The 18,195-nt window shown below is 55.2% G+C and carries 17 protein-coding genes, 2 tRNA genes and 1 pseudogene; 8 read left to right on the plus strand and 12 right to left on the minus strand.

Annotated features, from left to right (window positions below):
* From BM261_RS07760 to BM261_RS07770, 3 genes and pseudogenes are all read right to left on the minus strand, one after another.
* A partial coding sequence (locus tag BM261_RS07760) for a phage head morphogenesis protein (protein ID WP_074897164.1) occupies positions 1–747 on the minus strand: 747 nt, incomplete at its 3' end.
* Positions 744–1,181: a phage portal protein family protein gene (locus BM261_RS07765; protein ID WP_240317864.1), complete on the minus strand. Its 438-nt coding sequence runs from the start codon at positions 1,179–1,181 to the stop codon at positions 744–746. The genes BM261_RS07765 and BM261_RS07760, both read right to left, overlap by 4 nt.
* Before the next feature lie 35 nt (positions 1,182–1,216).
* Positions 1,217–1,321: pseudogene (locus tag BM261_RS07770) on the minus strand (phage major tail tube protein); the annotation flags it as partial.
* A gap of 119 nt (positions 1,322–1,440) precedes the next feature.
* Between BM261_RS07770 and BM261_RS07775 the strand changes: the two are divergent.
* Entirely contained in the window at positions 1,441–1,875 is a 435-nt protein-coding gene (locus BM261_RS07775) for a DNA adenine methylase (protein WP_074897166.1), read from the plus strand.
* A 116-nt stretch (positions 1,876–1,991) separates the two neighbouring features.
* Here BM261_RS07775 and BM261_RS07780 read toward each other — a convergent pair whose 3' ends face one another.
* Both BM261_RS07780 and BM261_RS07785 read right to left on the minus strand, forming a co-directional pair.
* Positions 1,992–2,402: a hypothetical protein gene (locus tag BM261_RS07780; protein WP_074897168.1), complete on the minus strand. Its 411-nt coding sequence runs from the start codon at positions 2,400–2,402 to the stop codon at positions 1,992–1,994.
* Between the two features lie 98 nt (positions 2,403–2,500).
* Positions 2,501–2,959, minus strand: a complete 459-nt coding sequence (locus BM261_RS07785) for a DUF5339 family protein (RefSeq protein WP_074897169.1) — start codon at positions 2,957–2,959, stop codon at positions 2,501–2,503.
* Positions 2,960–3,150: 191 nt separating this feature from the next.
* On the opposite strand from BM261_RS07785, the gene ubiB reads away from it, so the two are divergent.
* Entirely contained in the window at positions 3,151–4,662 is a 1,512-nt protein-coding gene (ubiB, locus tag BM261_RS07790) for a ubiquinone biosynthesis regulatory protein kinase UbiB (RefSeq protein ID WP_074897171.1), read from the plus strand.
* Positions 4,663–4,814: 152 nt separating this feature from the next.
* Here ubiB and rluD read toward each other — a convergent pair whose 3' ends face one another.
* Positions 4,815–5,933: a 23S rRNA pseudouridine(1911/1915/1917) synthase RluD gene (gene rluD / locus BM261_RS07795; protein ID WP_074897173.1), complete on the minus strand. Its 1,119-nt coding sequence runs from the start codon at positions 5,931–5,933 to the stop codon at positions 4,815–4,817.
* On the opposite strand from rluD, the gene BM261_RS07800 reads away from it, so the two are divergent.
* The 3 genes from BM261_RS07800 (at position 5,932) to thiD (ending at position 8,316) form a co-directional block, all read left to right on the plus strand.
* Positions 5,932–6,738: an outer membrane protein assembly factor BamD gene (locus BM261_RS07800; RefSeq protein WP_003772083.1), complete on the plus strand. Its 807-nt coding sequence runs from the start codon at positions 5,932–5,934 to the stop codon at positions 6,736–6,738. The two genes, rluD and BM261_RS07800, sit on opposite strands and share 2 nt — an antisense overlap.
* A gap of 88 nt (positions 6,739–6,826) precedes the next feature.
* On the plus strand, positions 6,827–7,459 hold the full coding sequence (pdxH, locus tag BM261_RS07805) for a pyridoxamine 5'-phosphate oxidase (protein WP_074897175.1): 633 nt from the start codon (positions 6,827–6,829) through the stop codon (positions 7,457–7,459).
* Between the two features lie 35 nt (positions 7,460–7,494).
* Positions 7,495–8,316, plus strand: coding sequence for a bifunctional hydroxymethylpyrimidine kinase/phosphomethylpyrimidine kinase (gene thiD / locus BM261_RS07810; RefSeq protein WP_074897177.1), 822 nt, complete (start codon positions 7,495–7,497; stop codon positions 8,314–8,316).
* 203 nt (positions 8,317–8,519) lie between these two features.
* Here thiD and BM261_RS07815 read toward each other — a convergent pair whose 3' ends face one another.
* Positions 8,520–10,262 carry a bifunctional alpha/beta hydrolase/class I SAM-dependent methyltransferase gene (locus tag BM261_RS07815; protein WP_074897179.1) on the minus strand — a complete coding sequence of 581 codons (1,743 nt, stop codon included), beginning with the start codon at positions 10,260–10,262 and terminating at the stop codon, positions 8,520–8,522.
* A gap of 455 nt (positions 10,263–10,717) precedes the next feature.
* Between BM261_RS07815 and BM261_RS07825 the strand changes: the two genes are divergently transcribed.
* On the plus strand, positions 10,718–11,140 hold the full coding sequence (locus tag BM261_RS07825) for an ester cyclase (protein WP_074897183.1): 423 nt from the start codon (positions 10,718–10,720) through the stop codon (positions 11,138–11,140).
* A 108-nt stretch (positions 11,141–11,248) separates the two neighbouring features.
* On the opposite strand, the gene BM261_RS07830 is transcribed toward BM261_RS07825, so the two are convergent.
* Positions 11,249–11,335 (minus strand) — tRNA-Leu (locus BM261_RS07830).
* Positions 11,336–11,363: 28 nt separating this feature from the next.
* Positions 11,364–11,450: transfer RNA gene (locus BM261_RS07835), tRNA-Leu, on the minus strand.
* A gap of 97 nt (positions 11,451–11,547) precedes the next feature.
* On the opposite strand from BM261_RS07835, the gene rnr reads away from it, so the two are divergent.
* Positions 11,548–13,989, plus strand: coding sequence for a ribonuclease R (gene rnr / locus BM261_RS07840; protein WP_074897185.1), 2,442 nt, complete (start codon positions 11,548–11,550; stop codon positions 13,987–13,989).
* A 268-nt stretch (positions 13,990–14,257) separates the two neighbouring features.
* On the opposite strand, the gene BM261_RS07845 is transcribed toward rnr, so the two are convergent.
* The 3 genes from BM261_RS07845 to BM261_RS07855 form a co-directional block, all read right to left on the minus strand.
* A complete protein-coding gene (locus BM261_RS07845) occupies positions 14,258–14,566 on the minus strand; it encodes a hypothetical protein (RefSeq protein WP_074897187.1) in 309 nt (102 codons plus the stop codon).
* 68 nt (positions 14,567–14,634) lie between these two features.
* A complete protein-coding gene (locus tag BM261_RS07850; protein WP_074897189.1) occupies positions 14,635–16,239 on the minus strand; it encodes an NAD(P)-binding protein in 1,605 nt (534 codons plus the stop codon).
* A gap of 71 nt (positions 16,240–16,310) precedes the next feature.
* Positions 16,311–16,601: a TM2 domain-containing protein gene (locus BM261_RS07855; protein WP_074897192.1), complete on the minus strand. Its 291-nt coding sequence runs from the start codon at positions 16,599–16,601 to the stop codon at positions 16,311–16,313.
* Positions 16,602–16,803: 202 nt separating this feature from the next.
* Between BM261_RS07855 and xseA the strand changes: the two genes are divergently transcribed.
* A complete protein-coding gene (gene xseA / locus BM261_RS07860) occupies positions 16,804–18,156 on the plus strand; it encodes an exodeoxyribonuclease VII large subunit (protein WP_074897194.1) in 1,353 nt (450 codons plus the stop codon).
* Positions 18,157–18,195 lie beyond the last annotated feature (39 nt).

Genomic DNA, 18,195 nt, shown 5'->3' on the forward strand with positions numbered 1-18,195 from the left:
CATGGATTTGCCTTGGTTGGCATTGAAGCCCGCATTGGGGGCGATGAATTTATTATTCACGCGGATGCCGGTGCGCCGGGCATAGCGTGCCTCTCCGGTATAAGGATTCGAGCCTATATCGACGGTGACGGACTCAAGAGTTGGTCTGGCTTGAACACGGCTCTCACCCATACCGCGCGACAGAGGGCGAACCCGGCAGCGGCAGCGATAATCCAAGGGCGGATACAGGCTGTCCCACACCGGGTCATCGGCTGCATAGACGCGACCGTGTAACATACGGTGGGTTTCGCGGGTGCGGCTGTCGTTGATGGCGACATACTGCCAATAAGGGTGCGTGTCGATGGAATCCATCATTTCGGCGTAGCGACCCGCCATGTAGGCTGACTGCATATTGGTCAGATAGATGGTTTTCAGGCGGTGGGGGCTGCCGAGCTGTACGCTTTGGGTTTCTCCTTCGGGATTTTGAACTTCCTGTCTGCCCCACCAGCCTTTGCGCTGCAGAACGGGGGCGAGTTCGCGGCTGAACTCCTCCAGCGTCCGGCCTTGTTCGGCGGCATCGACGACGGCGGAATAGATGTCGGACAGCACATCCATTTTGGCGGTTTTTGTCACCGTAAAGGCGGTGGCGTGCGCGTCGTCCAATATATCCTGCCAGTCCCAAGATACGGCAATGCCTTTTTGCTTGAGATAGGCGACGGCGGCTTCGGGTTTCATGCCGAAGACGGCTTTAATATCTTCGGGGTTCATGATTTAAGCTCCTGTACCACTTCAATCCTGCCGACCAAGTCGGAAAGGAAAATCAGGCGTGCCAACTCGTTTTGCAAGGCGGTATCGTCCATGTTCGGATAGGCGGCGGTCAGACGGTCGAGCAGATTTTCGGCGGTTTCGCCCTGCCTTAATTCGGACACTAGGACGGCAGTCAGCCGTTCGCCCTGTTCATTCAGACGGCCTGTGTCGGGGGCGAGTCCGTCGATGACCAAACCTGCGTCTGTCAAATCGCCCTCGGTGAAGTCGGCAGCTTTTGCCTCCGGGGTTGCTTGAACATCCTCAACCAAATCTCCCTCTCTCAAACCGTATGTACGCTGCCAGTATTGGTTGGTGAACTTGGCACCGGCATCCACCATCATCTTATCCCGTTCGGCACGCTCTCTGGTGCCGCTTTCCTCATTTTCGAACAGCACGAATTTCGGGCGGGCAACGTCTCCGAAATTTATCTCTGCCCGAACTCAAACTCAGGCAGTTTGAATTCCGAAGCATTACCCAACAGGCTGTTACCGTCGATATAGACGTTGGCATTGTAGATTGCATTGATTGCAGACATATTTTTTCCTTTTCAGACGGCCTTAGTTAGCCGATACCAGATTGGCCAGATACTTGCGGGTCATCACGCTGGTATTGGTCAGACGCTCGGCCGGCAGCTTAGGCGTGTAGTCGTAAACAATCGGCACTTGGCCTTTTGGCGGAAAGACCGTCCATCAACATTTTGGTACGACCACCACCTCGAAAGCATGGGATGCCTCTCAAATCAGAGCAAAGCTGACAGCGGCGCGAAACCGCCTAAGCGGGGTATTTATCGAGAATGAGCCGTGGGAGCGTTGTTTCAAGCGATACGACCGCGAGCACACCTTCTTCTACGCCGATCCGCCGTATTGGCAGACTGCAGGCTACGACCGTGCTTTTGATTGGGCGCAGTATCAACTGCTGGCCAAAGTAATGAGTGAGAGTAAAGGCAAAATCATGTTGTCCATTAACGATCATCCGGACATCAGGAACTTGTTCAAAGACTTCCGCATTGCCCAGTTTGAACTGGCCTATTCCATCGGCAGGAGCAAAACCGGCAAGACAAGCGGCGAGCTGGCCATATGCAATTGGTAAATAAAAAAAGCGACGGCAACGTCGCTTTTATAAAAAAGTGAAAAAAGATTGCAGATAGTGCAACAAAAAACAAAACGGATTTTCTCAAGAATCAGCGCAGTTTTTCGCAGGCCGCTTCAGCATTGCCAGTGTTCCAGCAGTTTGTTGATTTGTTTGATTTTGTGCCGGCGCACGGGTTTGCCGAACATCACCGGGGCGTTGATGGCGAAACGCCGCTTGGCAAACAGGAAATTGACGACTTCTACGATTTCCATCTCGTTGCCGTGAAAGCGGATTTCGGTGGAGCTGGTCAGCAGGCCGCAGCCTTTGGTATAACAGTTTTCTTCCGTGCGGCGGTATTTGTTCAACTGCGCCCACAGTTCGAAATAGGGGCTGTAACGTGCACCGTTGGGTACGGGGATGGAGAGTGCGGGATAGGTGCGTTGCGCTTTGTTTGACATTACCCACAATATAACGATTGATAAAATCCCGCCGAACAGTCCGCCGACAATCGAGCCGATAGCAATGGGAAGGAGGTCGCCCTGCATAATGTTCTCCCGATATGGCAATTCATGGAAAGAGGCCGTCTGAAACCCCGTTTCGAAAAAGGGGTTTCAGACGGCCTGGACAGACGAATCTGTGCGAATTATTTAGAAGCGGCTTCTTTAGCTTCTGCAGCAGCTTCTTTGGCTTCTTCAGCAGCTTCGGAAGCGGCTTCTTTAGCATCTGCAGCGGCTTCTTTGGCTTCTTCTGCAGCTTCGGAAGCGGCTTCTTTAGCATCTTCGGCTGAAGTAGGTACGCCGGCCGGTGCTTTACCGTTCAAAGCGTCTAAAGAAACCTTACAAGCGGCTTCTTTTTGATCTGCAGGCAGGTTTTGCAGTGCTTCTTTGCTTTGATCGAATGCTTTTTGCATTGCTTCTTTAGTAGCAGCATCAACATTTGCAATAGAAGCGGCAAATGCTTTTTCATACTCATCACAAACTGAACCGCTGGTAGCTGCGTTGCCACCGGTAGCGCTGGCAGAATTTGTGGAACCAGAGTCTCCACCACAAGCGGACAATGCCAATGCGGCCAACAGGGATGCCAGTAAAGCGGATGTTTTCATTTGTATCTCTCTTTGGTTTGATGTTAAAAAGAACTTGGATTGTTATGATATTTCTTTCGTTCGTCAAGATTTTTGCGATTATTTATTTGTCTCTTTCAGTAAATTGATTGGAAAAAGCAACATTTCAAACTGTTTTTGCCGACGTGTTTTATAATCGCGCTTCTTTGTGTCCGATGCTTCCGAGATAACGTATGAAATGGTTGAAACGCAGCAATACCCTTTGGAAAACCGTCCGCCACTACGGTTTGGCCGAACTGTTTGTCCCGTTGGCAAAAAAGGGTTGGCAGCGCAGGTTGCTGGCCGCCCTGCCGCAATCGCGCGATTCGTCAGCGGAATCCCTGCCTGTGCGGTTGCGGCTGGCTTTGGAAAGCCTGGGGCCGGTGTTTGTAAAATTCGGACAGGTCCTTTCCACCCGCCCCGACCTGATTCCGCACGATTATGCGGTGGAATTGGCCAAATTGCAGGACAAAGTACCGCCTTTCGATGCGGATTTGTCGCGCCGTCAGATTGAAAAGGCCTTCGGTAAGCCGGTTGCGGAACTTTATGCCGAGTTTGAAACGCAGCCGGTAGCCAGCGCGTCGGTCGCGCAGGTGCATAAGGCGCGGCTGCACGGCGGCGAACGTGTGGCGGTAAAAGTGTTGCGGCCGGACATCCTGCCGGTTATCGAGCAGGATTTGGCCCTGCTGCGTTTCGGTGCGGGTTGGGTGGAACGGCTGTTTGCCGACGGCAAACGCCTGCGGCCGCGCGAAGTGGTGGACGAATTCGACAAGTATTTGCACGACGAGTTGGATTTGATGCGCGAAGCGGCCAATTGCAGCCAGCTCGGCCGTAATTTCAAAGACAGCGAAATGCTGATTGTGCCGAAGGTGTTTTACGATTATTGCAGCCGCGACGTGCTGACCATCGAATGGATGGACGGCACGCCGGTGTCCGATATTGCCGCCTTGCGGGCGCAGGGGCAGGATTTGCACAGGTTGGCGGAATACGGCGTGGAAACTTTTTTCACGCAGGTGTTCCGCGACGGCTTCTTCCATGCCGATATGCATCCGGGCAATATTTTGGTGTCGGCCGACAACCGCTATATCGCGTTGGATTTCGGCATCGTCGGTAGCCTGACCGATTACGACAAGCGTTATTTGGCGATTAACTTTCTGGCTTTCTTCAACCGCGACTACCACCGTGTCGCCACGGCGCACATCGAGTCGGGCTGGGTGCCGCCCGAAACGCGGGCGGAAGAGTTGGAAGCAGCGGTGCGCGCGGTGTGCGAGCCGGTGTTCAACAAGCCGATTTCCGAAATTTCCTTCGGTTTGGTTTTGATGCGGCTGTTTGAAGTGAGCCGGCGGTTTAACGTCGAAATCCAGCCGCAGTTGGTATTGTTGCAGAAAACGCTGTTGAATATCGAGGGTCTGGGGCGGCAGTTGGAGCCCGATTTGGATTTGTGGGCGACGGCCAAACCGTTTTTGGTGAGATGGATGAACGAGCAGGTCGGGCCGAAAGCCTTTTGGCGCAATTTGAAGAACGAAGCGCTGGATTGGGCGGAAATGCTGCCCGCACTGCCGCGTAAACTGAATGCGCTGGTGGACGAGGCGCGGCAGAAGGAAATGCGCGACGCCTATGTCCATTTGGTGAAAATCCAGCAGCGGCAGAGCTTGTGGCTGGCAGTGATTGCCGTGGCTTTGGTGTTGATTTTGCTGTTTAAATAGGATTTTTATAGTGGATTAACAAAAATCAGGACAAGGCGACGAAGCCGCAGACAGTACAAATAGTACGGCAAGGAGAGGCAACGCCGTACTGGTTTAAATTTAATCCACTATATTTTCAGACGGCCCCAAACATGAAAGGCCGTCTGAAAAACTTATTCTTTGACATAAACAATTTCGACATCGTAGTCGTCTTCATTCCAATTGTCGTCATCGTCATCGAGTTTGTTCCGCCATTCTTCTTCGCGGCTGAGCGGGGAGTCGAGGCCGCTTTCCAGCCGCAATACGGACAGCAGGCGGTAAATATCCTGCGGCAGCGGGGCTTCAAACTGCATTTCCTCGCCGCTTTGCGGATGGATGAAACTCAGGCGGTAGGCGTGCAATGCCTGTCTAGCCAATGCCTTGATTTCGGTTTTTACCGTGTCGGAGCAGGGATGGCGCGGGTTGCCGTAAACGGGGTCGCCCGCCAGCGGATGCTTGGCTTCGCGCATGTGGACGCGGATTTGGTGGGTGCGGCCTGTTTCCAGCGCGCATTCGATGTAGCTGTGCGCCTGGTAGCGTTCCAAGACTTTGACGTGGGTAACGGCTTCTTTGCCGCCGAATTTGACGACCGCCATTTTGACGCGGTTGTGCGGGTCGCGGCCGATTTGGGTTTCGATTTTGCCGTCGAACGGCACGATGCCGTCGGCAACGGCGCGGTAGATGCGTTTGACGGTGCGGGTTTGCAGTTGTCGGACAAGGTGGTTTTGCGCGGGCAGGGTTTTGGCCACGACCATCAGTCCGCTGGTGTCTTTGTCCAAGCGGTGGACGATGCCTGCGCGCGGGATGTTTTGCAGCGTGGGGCAGTGTGCCAAGAGGCCGTTGAGCAGCGTGCCGGACCAGTTGCCCGCCGCCGGGTGGACGACCAGCCCAGCGGGTTTGTTCAAGACGATGACGCTGTCGTCTTCGTATATGATGTCCAAATCCATGGCTTCGGGGGTGAAGGCCAGGGTTTCGTTGCTTTCGCGGATTTGCACGGCCAGCTTCTCGCCGCCGATGAGTTTGTCTTTCGGCTTGGCCGGTTTGCCGTTTACCGATACCGCGCCTTCTTTAATCCAGTCGGCCAGCCGCGAGCGGGAGTAGTCGGGCAGCAGTTTGGCCAGCGCGGCATCGAGCCTCAGGCCGGCATATTCGAGGGGGACGGTTAAATTTAGACAACTTTCCGCAGTGGGGGCTGCACCAAAATCGAAATCGTCGTTATAATCGGCGGCATTTTCAAAGGAAGAGTTCTGCATGAAAAAAATTCTTTTAGTAGTAGCTTTGGGTATCGCGCTGGGCGGTTGTGCCGCCAACAAGGGAACTTCCGACAAAGATGCGCAGATTACCCAGGATTGGCCGGTCGAGAAGTTGTATGCCGAGGCGCAAGATGAGTTAAACAGCAGCAATTATACGCGGGCTGTCAAGTTATATGAACTTTTGGAATCGCGTTTCCCTCAGGGGCGTTATGCGCAGCAGGCTCAGTTGGACACGGCCTATGCCTACTACAAGGACGAGGAGCGCGAAAAAGCATTGGCGGCGGTCGAGCGTTTCCAACGCCTGCATCCGCAGCATCCGAATATGGATTATGCCCTTTATCTGAAGGGTTTGATTTTGTTTAACGAGGACAAATCGTTCTTGAACAAGCTGGCTTCACAAGACTGGTCCGACCGCGACCCGAAAGCCAACCGCGAGGCCTATCAGGCGTTTGCCGAGCTGGTTCAACGCTATCCTCAGAGCAAATATGTTGAAGAAGCGTCCAAGCAGATGGAAAAACTGGTGGATGCGCTGGCGGGTAACGAAATTTCCGTCGCCCGTTATTACGCCAAACGCGGCGCGCATCTGGCCGCGGCCAACCGTGCGCAGAATATCATTACCGGCTTCCAGAATACCCGCTTCACGGAAGAGGCCTTGGCGATTATGGAGGTTTCTTACCGTAAGATGAACCGCCAGCAGTTGGCGGACGATACCCGCCGCATTTTGCAGCAAAACTTCCCGCAAAGCCCTTATTTGCAGCAGGAATGGAGGAGCGACGATGCGCCGTGGTGGCGTTATTGGAAATAGCTTTTTAACAATCGGCAGGCCGTCTGAAAGGTTTTCAGACGGCCTGCGGCGTATAATGGGAACGGCAGGGCTAATTTGAGGAGTCATCATGGATTTGCACGGCATACGCGAAGATTACAGCAAGCGGCAGTTGTCAGAGGAAGATTGCGCGGCCGACCCGCTCGTTCAATTCGAACAATGGCTGAACGAAGCCATAACAGCGCAGGTAAACGAGCCGACCGCCGTCAATGTGGCCGCCGTCGGTACCGACGGCCGGCCGAACAGCCGCATGGTTTTATTGAAAGAAGTCAATCCGCGCGGCTTTGTGTTTTTCACCAACTACCAAAGCCGGAAAGGGCAGTCTCTGGCCGCACACCCGTTTGCCGCGCTGACGTTTTTCTGGCCCGAGCTGGAACGGCAGGTGCGCGTTGAAGGCAGGGTGGAAAAATTGGATGCCGCCGCGTCCGACGAGTATTTCGCCAGCCGCCCCTATACCAGCCGCATCGGGGCGTGGGCGAGCGAGCAGAGCAGCGTGATTGCCGACAAAAGCGTGCTGGTCAAACGCGCCGCCGCCATCGGTTTGAAACATCCGCTGAATGTGCCGCGCCCGCCGCATTGGGGCGGCTACATCGTTATCCCCGACCTCGTCGAATTCTGGCAGGGTCGGCCGAGCAGGCTGCACGACCGCATCCGATACAGGCTTTCAGACGGCCTTTGGTTGAAAGAACGTCTCGCCCCGTAAAACGGGAAAACAAGCATATTTGCAAGGAGAGCGACATGATTTATGCAGACAAGCCTTTCCCGCGCGTTTTGACCATTGCCGGCTCCGATTCCGGCGGCGGCGCGGGCATACAGGCCGATTTGAAAACCTTCGGCGCGTTGGGCGCATACGGTGCAAGCGTCATTACCGCCGTTACCGCCCAAAACACGCAAGGCGTGCAGGGCGTGCATACCGTTCCGGCCGAAATGGTACGGCAGCAGTGCGAATCGGTGTTTTCCGACATCCGCATCGACGCGGTAAAAATCGGCATGTTGCCCGATACGGAAACCATCCGCACCGTAGCCGATGTGTTGCGCCGTCATCCCGCGCCGTTTGTCGTTGCCGATCCCGTGCTGGTGGCCACTTCGGGCGACAGCCTGGCGTTGGAAAATACCGTCGAAACCATTTTGTCCGAGTTGATGCCTCTGGCCGACCTGCTGACACCGAACCTGAACGAACTCGCGCAACTGACGGGAAAAACGCTGCCGCAAGATGAAAAAGAAATGTTGGAACAGGGGGAAATGTTGTTGAAACGGGGTGCGAAAGCCGTATTGCTTAAAGGTGGCCATTGGAGCGGGGAGTTCGCCCGCGATTGGCTGGTGCGGCCGGATGCCGATCCGCAATGCTTTATCAACAGCCGCATCGATACCCGTCATACGCACGGCACGGGTTGCACCTTGTCCAGCGCGATTGCCGCGCTTTACCCACACCGACGACAGTTGCCTTTGGCCGTTGCCGCCGCCAAAAGTTACCTGCACGGCGCGATAGATGCGGGGCGGAGCTGGCGTTTGGGAGAAGGTGCGGGGCCGGTCGCCCATTTTTGGCGTACCGTCCGTTGAAGAGATAAATTCAGGATAAAGCGAAGGCGCATACCGAACGGCAAGGCAGGCAATGTAGAGACGCAGGCAATCCGCCATACTGTGCCTGACCTATAAAAAGGCCGTCTGAAAACCATGTTTCGTGTTTTCAGACGGCCTTTCTTTATGGCCGGAACATATTCCCCGCAAAGCGTATCAGCGCGGTAGCAAGGGAAAGATAGGGTTTATTTCTTCACCGCCAGGCTCACGGTAAAGATGCCGTCTTCGTCTATCCATTGGCGGATTTTTTCAAAACCGGCTTTCTCAACCAGCTGATCCATTTCCCGCTGGCTGCGGCGGCGCATTACCCAGTTCGGGCTGCCTGCTTTGTGGCTGGTCAGCGCGCGCGCAATCATCTCGAGCTGCGGATGCCACGGCTGTCCGGTGTAAATCAGGTAGCCGCCTGTTTCAATCGCATCGCCGAAGCCGTAGAGCGAGTTCAAAATCAAATCGTTATCGGCAAACAATTCATGCAGGCCGGAAACGATGCCCAGCGTAGGACGGGGCTGCAAATCCTGATAATTGGCGCGGTCGTAGGCATTGACTTCGTCGAAGGTAACCGTGTCTTGCAGACCGCGTTCGGCAATCAGCTTACGTCCGGCTTCGACGTTAATCGGGCTGTAATCGCGCAGGCGCACGGAATCGGGCAGCGTGTCAGCAGTCAACGCATCAAGTACATAGCGGCCGTGCCCCGAGGCAATATCGAGAACGTGTACCGGTTTGCCCGCTTCGCGCAGCTTGGCAGAGGCCGTCTGAATCGCTTTGCCGATATTGGTTTTGCGTTGGCGAATGCCGCGCCAGCCGATGGCGTTGAGATAGTGTTTGTCCACCGCCACACCAAAGGCGTTACTGCCCTGTGGCTGGTTGCGGTACACATAATCCAGCGTGCTGCCTGAGTCGTAGCCGGTTTCCTTGCCGATTTTCAAACCTTCGCTCCAACGTGCGCCGAGGTCGAGGGAGGCACGGTAAACCGCCCAAAATGCGCCGCGCGGCGAACAAATAGGCAAAGGCGTGGCCAGTTCGTCGGCTTCGCGGCGGCTTTCGCCGTGTAAGTGGGCTTGGGTCAAATCGACTTGATATAAAGGCTGATTGAAACGTTCGCGGATAAAGCGGCGCATTTCGACAAAGGCGATTTCTCGGTTTTGCTCGCCTAATGTGTCGTGATAGAAGCCGGGCAGAATATGGCGTTCTTTGATGCGGCTGCCCAAGCGGTTGTAGAAATCGTGTTGCGGTTTGTGGTGAACAACCCAGTCGCTGCCGGAAATCAAAAGCTGCAAGGGCGTGGTAATCGCCTGCGCGTCGGCAACCACGCGTTCGGCAGCTTCGTACAAACCGAGCAGAATGCGCACGGAAATGGCGCGGGTAATCAGCGAATCGTTGTCGTAGCTGGTTTGGCGCTCTTGGTTGTGCGTCAGGTAATGGGCTTTGACGTAGCTGTTGACAAAGAAATTGCCGCGCCATTTCTGCATGATTTTCAGGCCGGCGCGGGCAAAAGGGACGTAGAGTTTGACTTTGAATGCGGGCGATGCCAATACGGCGCAGCGGATTTTCGGCGCGTAGTCGTGCAGCCAAGTGGACACCAATACCGCGCCGACGCTTTGCGCGATCACGCAGATGTTTTCGGGTTTGATGCCGTATTCGTTCTGGATGTGGCGGATAAAATCGTCCACGTCAGCAACGGAAGTACCGATGCTGGGGCTGTCGCCGCGTTCGCCGGGGCTATGGCCATGACCGCGCGCGTCCCATGCGAAATAGGCAAAATCGTCGAAACCGAGTTCGTCGGCAACAAACATCATCCGGCCGGAATGTTCGTGGCCGCGGTGGAACAGCACGATGGCTTTATCGGCCGAGCCGTCGGCAGCGGGTCGGTAGCGGTAGAAAAGTTCGGTACCGTCTTGGGTGGCGAAGTGTTTTTGCTGTTCCTGCATGGTGGCTCCAGGTGGTTATCAGTTTGCGAACGGTATCACGACATATCGGCTGTATGCAATAGAAGGAAGGACTAGTGTAGGCCGTCTGAAAAATTCGGCAGCGGGAAAATTGGGCGTAAAAAAATGGTGTGGCGGTATTACTGCCACACCCAAACACACACACATCAAGAGGAAAGGAAAGAAAACTTGCCTGCCGCTATGGAGATTCGCAAATTTCACCGATTTTATCGGCCGATTACATAGAATCCCGTTGTCAAGCGGGGGCGATTATAAGCGAATCCTTTTCATTGGCTTTGATGCAGGTCAAGGTTGGATGCTTCGTGGGTTTTTTATTGAAGCGGTTGGTTTTTCCTTGTTCCGACTGAAGGCGGTTATTTTGACTACATGCAATTACATAAATTTTACTTTCAGGGTATGATGCGGCCCTTGCTGCAAACAAAGGTGTGGAAATTTTTATGAGCCAGATCGGTAATCATGCATTTATGCAGAAATTTGTCGAGTTGCTAAATAGTGCGTCGCCTAAATTGGCGGTGGAATTGATTGCTCCGGATGCTGTTTTCAATTCGGTCATTACCGGCAGGGAGCATATGGGGCCGTCGGGATATTTGGAGATTTTGGCTGCTTTGAAAGCAGGTTTTCCCGATGTGCGCTGGGAATTGCAGGAGTTGGTCGGGGAAGGCAATGTGGTGGCCGCCCGTTTCAATATTTCGGGAACGCACCTGGGTGAGTTTCAGGGAATCAAGCCCGGCGGCAAGGAGGTAAGGATTTCTGCCATGAACCTTTACCGTCTGAAAAGCGGAAAGGTGGTTAAGGAGTTTAACCAGTTTGATAATTTGTCTTTGTTGTGGCAGATAGGCGTGTATCCGCCGATGGAATAATCGGATTGAACGGAAAGTTTGAAGGCCGTCTGAAAAAGTTTTCAGACGGCCTTTATGCAAATTCGGAAGCGGAAATGAAAAAACTGCCTTAACGGCAGTATTTGTTTTTGGTGCCCAGGAGAAGACTCGAACTTCCACACCCGTGAGGATACTAGCACCTGAAGCTAGCGCGTCTACCAATTCCGCCACCTGGGCAATATAAAATAAAAAGCAAAGTATTTGATGGTGCCCAGGAGAAGACTCGAACTTCCACGCCCGTAAGGACACTAGCACCTGAAGCTAGCGCGTCTACCAATTCCGCCACCTGGGCTTTGCTTTAATAACCGTCTTGCGTTAAAGTAACGGAAAACGGAAGCGGGCATTATATATCCTCGCGAAAGAATGTCAATGATAAAAACGAGGTAAAAATGAAGAAAAAGGTTAAAGTATTAAGTTTGCGGGAAAAAGACCCGTTTTTAGCCCGCGAGCAGCAGCGTTATGAATTCCCTCTGCCCAGCCGCGAATGGGTGATTGAAATTTTGGAAGCGGAAGGTGTGCCGCTGAGTATCGCCGTGCTGGCGGAAAAGTTGTCTATCCGTGCGGATGAGTATGAATTTTTCGAACGCCGCCTGAAAGCCATGGCGCGCGACGGGCAGGTGTTGATCAACCGTCGCGGCGCGGTGTGCGTGGCGGAAAAGTTGGAGTTGGTGAAATGCCGTGTGGAGGCGCATAAAGACGGTTTCGGATTTGCTGTGCCGCTGGACAAGCAGCCCAAGCAGGCCGATTTTGTATTGTATGAGCGTCAGATGCGCGATTTGATGCATGGCGACATCGTTACCGTCCGGCCGGCCGGGGTAGACAGAAGGGGGCGGCGCGAAGGGCAGGTGCTGGACATTATCGAGCGCGCGCAAACCGATGTGGTCGGCCGTTTTTACATCGAGCGCGGCGTGGCGATTATGGAGCCGGAGGATAAGCGGCTGGTGCAGCCGATTTTGCTGGAACCGGATTCGGTTGCCGAATTGCAGCCGAAGTCCGGCCAGGTGGTGTCGGCGAAGATTGAAAGTTATCCGCACAATCATCAGCCTGCCGTGGCCAGATTGTCGGAAGTTTTGGGCGATTATGCCGACAGCGGGATGGAAATCGAAATCGCCGTCCGCAAACACCGGCTGCCGCACGAATTTTCAGACGGCTGCCTTCGCGCTGCCGCCAAGATTCCGGAAAACGTGCGCCCGTCGGACAGGAAGGGCAGGGAGGATTTGCGCGATTTGCCGCTGCTGACGATAGACGGCGAAACGGCACGCGATTTTGACGATGCGGTATTTGCCGAAAAAATCGGCCGCAATTACCGCCTTGTGGTGGCGATTGCCGATGTCAGCCATTATGTCCGGCCGGATGATGCGATAGACAAGGATGCCTATCAGCGCGCCACCAGCGTGTATTTCCCGCGCCGCGTGATTCCGATGCTGCCGGAGAGTTTGTCCAACGGCATTTGTTCGCTGAATCCCGATGTCGAACGCTTGTGCATGGTTTGCGACATGACCATTACTTATGCGGGCAATGTCAAAGAATACCGTTTTTATCCTGCTGTGATGCGCTCCCATGCGCGACTGACCTATACCCAAGTATGGCAGTGGTTGGAAGGGGGCGGTGACTATCCGCATAAGGAACAGTTGGAAACCTTGCATAAGCTGTTCCATATCCTGCAAAACAAACGCCATAAACGCGGTGCGATGGAGTTTGAAACCGTCGAAACGCAGATGTTGTTTGACGATAAAGGCAAAATCGAACGGATAGTCCCCGTGGTGCGTAACGATGCGCACAAACTGATTGAGGAATGTATGCTGGCGGCGAATGTCTGCGCGGCCGATTTCCTGCTGAAACACAAACACCACGGTTTGTTCCGCAACCATTTGGGCCCGACGCCGGAAAAACTGACTGCTTTACGCGAACAGCTGGCACTGTTGGGATTGAGCCTGGGTGGCGGCGACAAGCCGATGCCCAAGCATTATGCCGAACTTGCGGACAAGATTGCCGACCGGCCCGACCGCGAGCTGATACAGACCATGTTGTTGCGCTCTATGCAGCAGGCCGTATACGAAGCGCGGAATGAAGGGCATTTCGGCCTGGCATACGAACATTACGCCCACTTTACCTCGCCCATCCGCCGTTATCCCGATTTGATGGTGCACCGCGCGATTAAGGCGGTATTGGAGGGCGGAGCCTATGCGCCGCAGTCTTGGAATGAAGCGGGCGTTCATACTTCCGCATGCGAACGCCGTGCCGACGAGGCAAGCCGCGATGTCGAAAACTGGCTGAAAACCTACTATATGCGCGACAAAGTGGGCGAGGTGTTTGGCGGCAGAATCAGCGGCATGGCCAATTTCGGCCTCTTCGTTACTTTGGACGACATCTATATCGAAGGACTGGTGCACATCAGCGATCTGGGCGAGGATTATTTCAACTACCGCCCCGAAGTGATGCGGATAGAAGGCGAACGCAGCGGCATACGTTTTGAGATGGGCGACCGTGTGGTAGTCAAAGTGGCGCGTGCCGATTTGGATACCAGCAAAATCGATTTGACACTGATCAGCGGCGGCAGCAAAGGCCGCAAGCGAGCCGTGTCGGAACGGGCTGCCGAAAAGGAAAAACCGAAAAAGACCGGCGGCAGGGGCAAGTCGGAACAGAGGCCGTCTGAAAAAGGAAAGGACATTGAAGGCGGAAAGAAAGCCGCACGTTCTTTGCGGACGGTAAACGGAAAAATCACGTTGGTAGCGGATAAGAAAAAGCAGGCCAAGGCAGAGAAAACAAGCCGGAAGGCCAAGCCGAAAACCAAAAGCGAAAAGCGCGTGCCGAAGAAAACGCGTAAATAAGCCCTAACCGTGAAGAGGCCGTCTGAAAGAATACTTTTCAGACGGCCTCTGATTATTTCCCGACGGCAAGCGCAAAGTCGCTACGGTAGATGAAGCGTACTGCCGCTATCGTGCGGAAGGCGTGGGCAGCTAAAAACCGATGTTGGCTTTGTATCAAAGGTTCGGCCAAGTTTTGGGCGTCAAAGTACGGTAACGATACGGCAGAACCGGTTTGTCTGCCATAAAAGCCGCAACGGGAAGGAATGGCCGGCGGATAGGCCGTCTGAAACTAGCCGTCATCGTTCTCCGATGAAGCTGTCGGTTTAAACTGGCTGCGGAAAAAGAAAAAATCGTTTGGCCGGATAATCTCCACCGCATGCCCGTAAGACAGTTGGTTCAGCCGGCTATAGGCATTTTTGAAGCACTTCCGTTCGAATTCGTGTAAATCCGCAATGGCCTCCTTATATTGCCCGGCAGGCATGGAAGAGGCATGTTTCAAAGCTTCGATAAGGTGTCGGTAAAGCGGGTTGGCTTCCAATTCTTCCTGATAAAAGTCTTTGAAGGCGGTATAGGCGGCAGCATGGGTTTGATATGACATAGTGGTCAATACGCAGTACAAGATATGTTATTAGCTTACGTTAAATCGATACGGATTGTCATGGTTTTTTAGACGGCATCCAATGTTTTTTTTGCCGCCTCCACGCCCCAATAAACGGCCTCTTCAAATACCGAATAACCGCTCAAATCGCTGTGGGCAAACAGCAGCGGTGAGTTGTGCCGCCGCAGTTGCAGAAGTTGCGGGCGGTTCAGGTAGCCGGGGTGGGGGATGCTCATGCCGTGGCCGCGCACGGTGAGGTCGATTTGTTCGACATGCCCGAAAAAGCGGTTGCCGTACGCCTGCAATAAATCGTGTGCGGCATACGGCAGCAGTTCTTCAGACGGCGCGTGCAGCAGCATCCGGCGCGATTCGCCTGCCTTTCTGCCGCCGAAAGCGGTGTAGGAGGTGAAAACGGCACGTTCGGGCTTGGCGGTGCGGATGAATTGGTTTGCGGCGGAGACGTAGCCCAGGTGCGGGCTGCCGTACACGACGTTGTCCCAGGCGGTTTCGCTGCGGCCGATTTCGGCGGGGAAACGGTTTATGACGAAATTGCCGACCAGCCAAGGCGCGTAGTCGGGCGTGTGCAGGCCGTAATATTCGGGGCGGGAGGTGATGCGGGCGGCCACCATCAGCGGCATGGCGCAAATGACGCGGTTGGCGAGGACGGATACGGTTTCGCCGCTGACATTGTGCCTCAGCCAAACGTTTACGCCGTTTGTAAGCTCTTCAATTTTGACTGCGGAAACGTCGCAGGAAGCGGGCGGGTCGAAACGCCATTGCGGCTGTTCGGGCAGGCGGGGCAGGGTTTGCAGGCCGCTGCGGCGGCGCAGGGCTTCGGAGAGGTGAGCCAGCCCTTCCGGCCAGGTGAGGACGGTGTCGGCATGGTCGCCGCGCGCACAGAAATAGTGCAGCCCCGCAAAGGCGGATACTTCGGCGATGCCTGCGCCGTAGTCGTCGCGGCAGCAGTAGTCGAGATACCAGAGCAGTTCGGCGGAGCGGTAGTTTTGACGTTGCAGCCATCGGGCGAAAGTCAGCGTGTCGAGCTGCCGCCATTCTTCGTCTTGCGAGGAGAGGTCTATCGGGATGGCGAAGATTTTGCGCCCGTCGCGGCCGTAGGCGGTTTTCAGACGGCCCGTGAGGGCGAAGAAGCGTTTGCCGTCGGCATCCTGCGGGGCGAGATGGTCGCGCCAGCCGCCTTGGTACAGCAGCCTTTCCTGCGGAGCGTAAACCAAATCGGTTTCGTTGAAGCGGCCGTCTGCCATGATGCCCAAATCGTGCAGCATTTCGCGGACGTAAACGCTTTCTTCGGAAGGCAGGGCGAGGTAGTGCGCGCCGGACGGGGCAGCGAGGTTTTGGTGGCGGTAGGCGGCGTTGTTGCCGTTGCGTTCGAAGCCTTCGGCCAGCAGGATGTCGCGCCGACCGTGTTTGGCCAGATACCACAGCGCGCTCAAACCGGCCGCGCCGCCGCCCAGAATCAGGATGTCGCAGCGGTGTTCGGATTTTGCCTGCGGCGGCAGGGCATTGTCGCGCAGGGCATGACCGAGCGGCAGGCCGACGCGGTTTACATGGATGGGCGGCAGGGCATTGAGGCCGCGCCACAGTTGCCATGAGGCGGCGGACGCGGCGGCAAGTGCGGCGGAGCTGTAGAGGAATTGACGGCGGGTCAGCGGCATGGCGGATGGGGTATCGGAACGGGTAAAAAAACTGCCCCGGCAGGGCAGTTTTCAGCGGTATCGGCGAGGGCTTAGAACCACTCTTTTTTACCGATGACGTAAGTTTGCTCAAACTCTTCGGGCGTGCATTTCAGATATTTGACGATGTCGATGATGCAGAAGATGAAGGTAACGGCCGGGCCGACGAAGATGAACGAACCCAAAATGGTAATCAGCAGGTAAATCACACCGACTTTGTTTACGCCCAAGTAGAACTTATGTACGCCAAAGCCACCTAGGAAAAACGCCAAAACGGCCGCAATAATGCGTTTGTCGCTGGTTGCAGGGGTTGGAGCAGGTTGTTGCGGGATATTCTCAGACATTTTTTCTCTCCAAAAGGTTTATATGAAAACAGAGTGTCGCATTATAACAAAATACGTCATGTATTTCACAAGAATTATCATTCAAGGCAGTTCGGAGGCCGTCTGAAAGCATGGGTTCGGGCAAAAGGCGGGTTTTCAGACGGCCTGATGCATTTTGAGGCATCAATTCCCTTATAATCGCGCTTTTTTGCCCGATTCCGCCATGTCCGACCTCTTCGCCTCCGCCGCCTTATCCGTTTCCGAACTCAACCGCCTGGCCAAAAACCTGTTGGAAGACAACCTGGCCGGGCTGTGGATTGCGGGCGAGGTTTCCAACCTGACCCGCGCCGCCAGCGGGCATTATTATTTTTCGCTGAAAGACAGCCACGCCCAAGTGCGCTGCGCGATGTTTAAAGGCACGGCGCAACGGTTTCCCGCCCTGAAGGAGGGCGACCATATCGAAGTGTGCGGCCGCATCGGCATCTATGAGGCGCGGGGCGAATTTCAGATTACGGTGTCCGAAGTGCGGCTGAAGGGTTTGGGGCGGCTTTACGAGGCATACGAAAGGCTGAAGGCCGTATTGCAGGCCGAGGGACTGTTTGCCGCCGAACGCAAACGTCCGCTGCCCGAACGGCCCGAACGCATCGGCGTGGTAACCAGTTTGGCCGCCGCCGCGCTGCGCGACGTGGTTTCCACACTGAAGCGGCGCGCACCCGAAATACCCGTCATCGTGTATCCCGCCGCCGTGCAGGGGGCGGACAGCGCGGCACAGATTGCCCGTGCGGTTCAGACGGCCTCCGAACGGGCGGAGTGTGATGTACTGATTGTGTGCCGCGGCGGGGGCAGTATCGAAGACTTATGGTCGTTCAACGAAGAGCCGGTTGCGCGCGCAATAGCCGCCTGCCGCATTCCCGTCGTCAGCGGCGTGGGGCACGAAACCGATTTCACGCTGGCCGATTTCGCGGCCGACGTGCGCGCGCCGACACCCACAGGCGCGGCGGAATTCGTCAGCCCGAACCGTGCCGAATCGCTGCAATCCCTGTGGCAGGCGGAAGGCCGTTTGAAAGAAGCCTTGCGGCAGCGTTATTACGATGCCAGCCAAAAGATAGACTGGCTGTCGCGGCAAATCCGCCATCCGCGCCAAAAGCTCGACGCGCAGCGCGTGCAGGCCGAAACGCTGTCGCGGCAGTTGCGCCACGCGCTGCAAACCGTCTGCCGCTTCCAAAGGCAGAATGTGGCCCGGCAAAGCCAGCTTCTGCGGCATTTGCGGCCGGACACGCGGCAGGCGGATGCACGGTTGGCGCAGTTGCAGGCGGATTTGGCGCGCGGCAGGCAGCGGATAATGGCCGATAAGGCGCAACTGCTGGAAAAACAGACCGGCCTATTGCAGGCCGTGTCGCCGCAGCATATTTTGGCGCGCGGTTTTTCGGTGGTGAAAAACAGCCGCGGGCAAGTGATACGCGATGCCGCCCTGTTGAAGCAGGGGCAAAAGCTGCACGTCACCTTTTTTGAAGGCGAGGCTGACGTTCGGGTGACAGGTGAACAGGCGCAGCCGGATTTGTTTGATTTTTCTTGAATGGTGCCGAACGGCTTAAATAAATTTGATAATCTATTG

The sequence above is a fragment of the Neisseria elongata subsp. elongata genome (assembly GCF_900113545.1).
In the GTDB taxonomy this organism is placed as follows: domain Bacteria; phylum Pseudomonadota; class Gammaproteobacteria; order Burkholderiales; family Neisseriaceae; genus Neisseria; species Neisseria elongata.

Bases quoted from the DNA above. Each gene is read 5' to 3' on its own strand.
- BM261_RS07780 (WP_074897168.1), bottom strand. From the start codon at position 2,402: ATGCAGGGCGACCTCCTTCCCATTGCTATCGGCTCGATTGTCGGCGGA.
- BM261_RS07785 (WP_074897169.1), bottom strand. From the start codon at position 2,959: ATGAAAACATCCGCTTTACTGGCATCCCTGTTGGCCGCATTGGCATTG.
- ubiB (WP_074897171.1), top strand. From the start codon at position 3,151: ATGAAATGGTTGAAACGCAGCAATACCCTTTGGAAAACCGTCCGCCAC.
- BM261_RS07800 (WP_003772083.1), top strand. From the start codon at position 5,932: ATGAAAAAAATTCTTTTAGTAGTAGCTTTGGGTATCGCGCTGGGCGGT.
- rluD (WP_074897173.1), bottom strand. From the start codon at position 5,933: ATGCAGAACTCTTCCTTTGAAAATGCCGCCGATTATAACGACGATTTC.
- pdxH (WP_074897175.1), top strand. From the start codon at position 6,827: ATGGATTTGCACGGCATACGCGAAGATTACAGCAAGCGGCAGTTGTCA.
- thiD (WP_074897177.1), top strand. From the start codon at position 7,495: ATGATTTATGCAGACAAGCCTTTCCCGCGCGTTTTGACCATTGCCGGC.
- BM261_RS07815 (WP_074897179.1), bottom strand. From the start codon at position 10,262: ATGCAGGAACAGCAAAAACACTTCGCCACCCAAGACGGTACCGAACTT.
- BM261_RS07825 (WP_074897183.1), top strand. From the start codon at position 10,718: ATGAGCCAGATCGGTAATCATGCATTTATGCAGAAATTTGTCGAGTTG.
- rnr (WP_074897185.1), top strand. From the start codon at position 11,548: ATGAAGAAAAAGGTTAAAGTATTAAGTTTGCGGGAAAAAGACCCGTTT.
- BM261_RS07845 (WP_074897187.1), bottom strand. From the start codon at position 14,566: ATGTCATATCAAACCCATGCTGCCGCCTATACCGCCTTCAAAGACTTT.
- BM261_RS07850 (WP_074897189.1), bottom strand. From the start codon at position 16,239: ATGCCGCTGACCCGCCGTCAATTCCTCTACAGCTCCGCCGCACTTGCC.
- BM261_RS07855 (WP_074897192.1), bottom strand. From the start codon at position 16,601: ATGTCTGAGAATATCCCGCAACAACCTGCTCCAACCCCTGCAACCAGC.
- xseA (WP_074897194.1), top strand. From the start codon at position 16,804: ATGTCCGACCTCTTCGCCTCCGCCGCCTTATCCGTTTCCGAACTCAAC.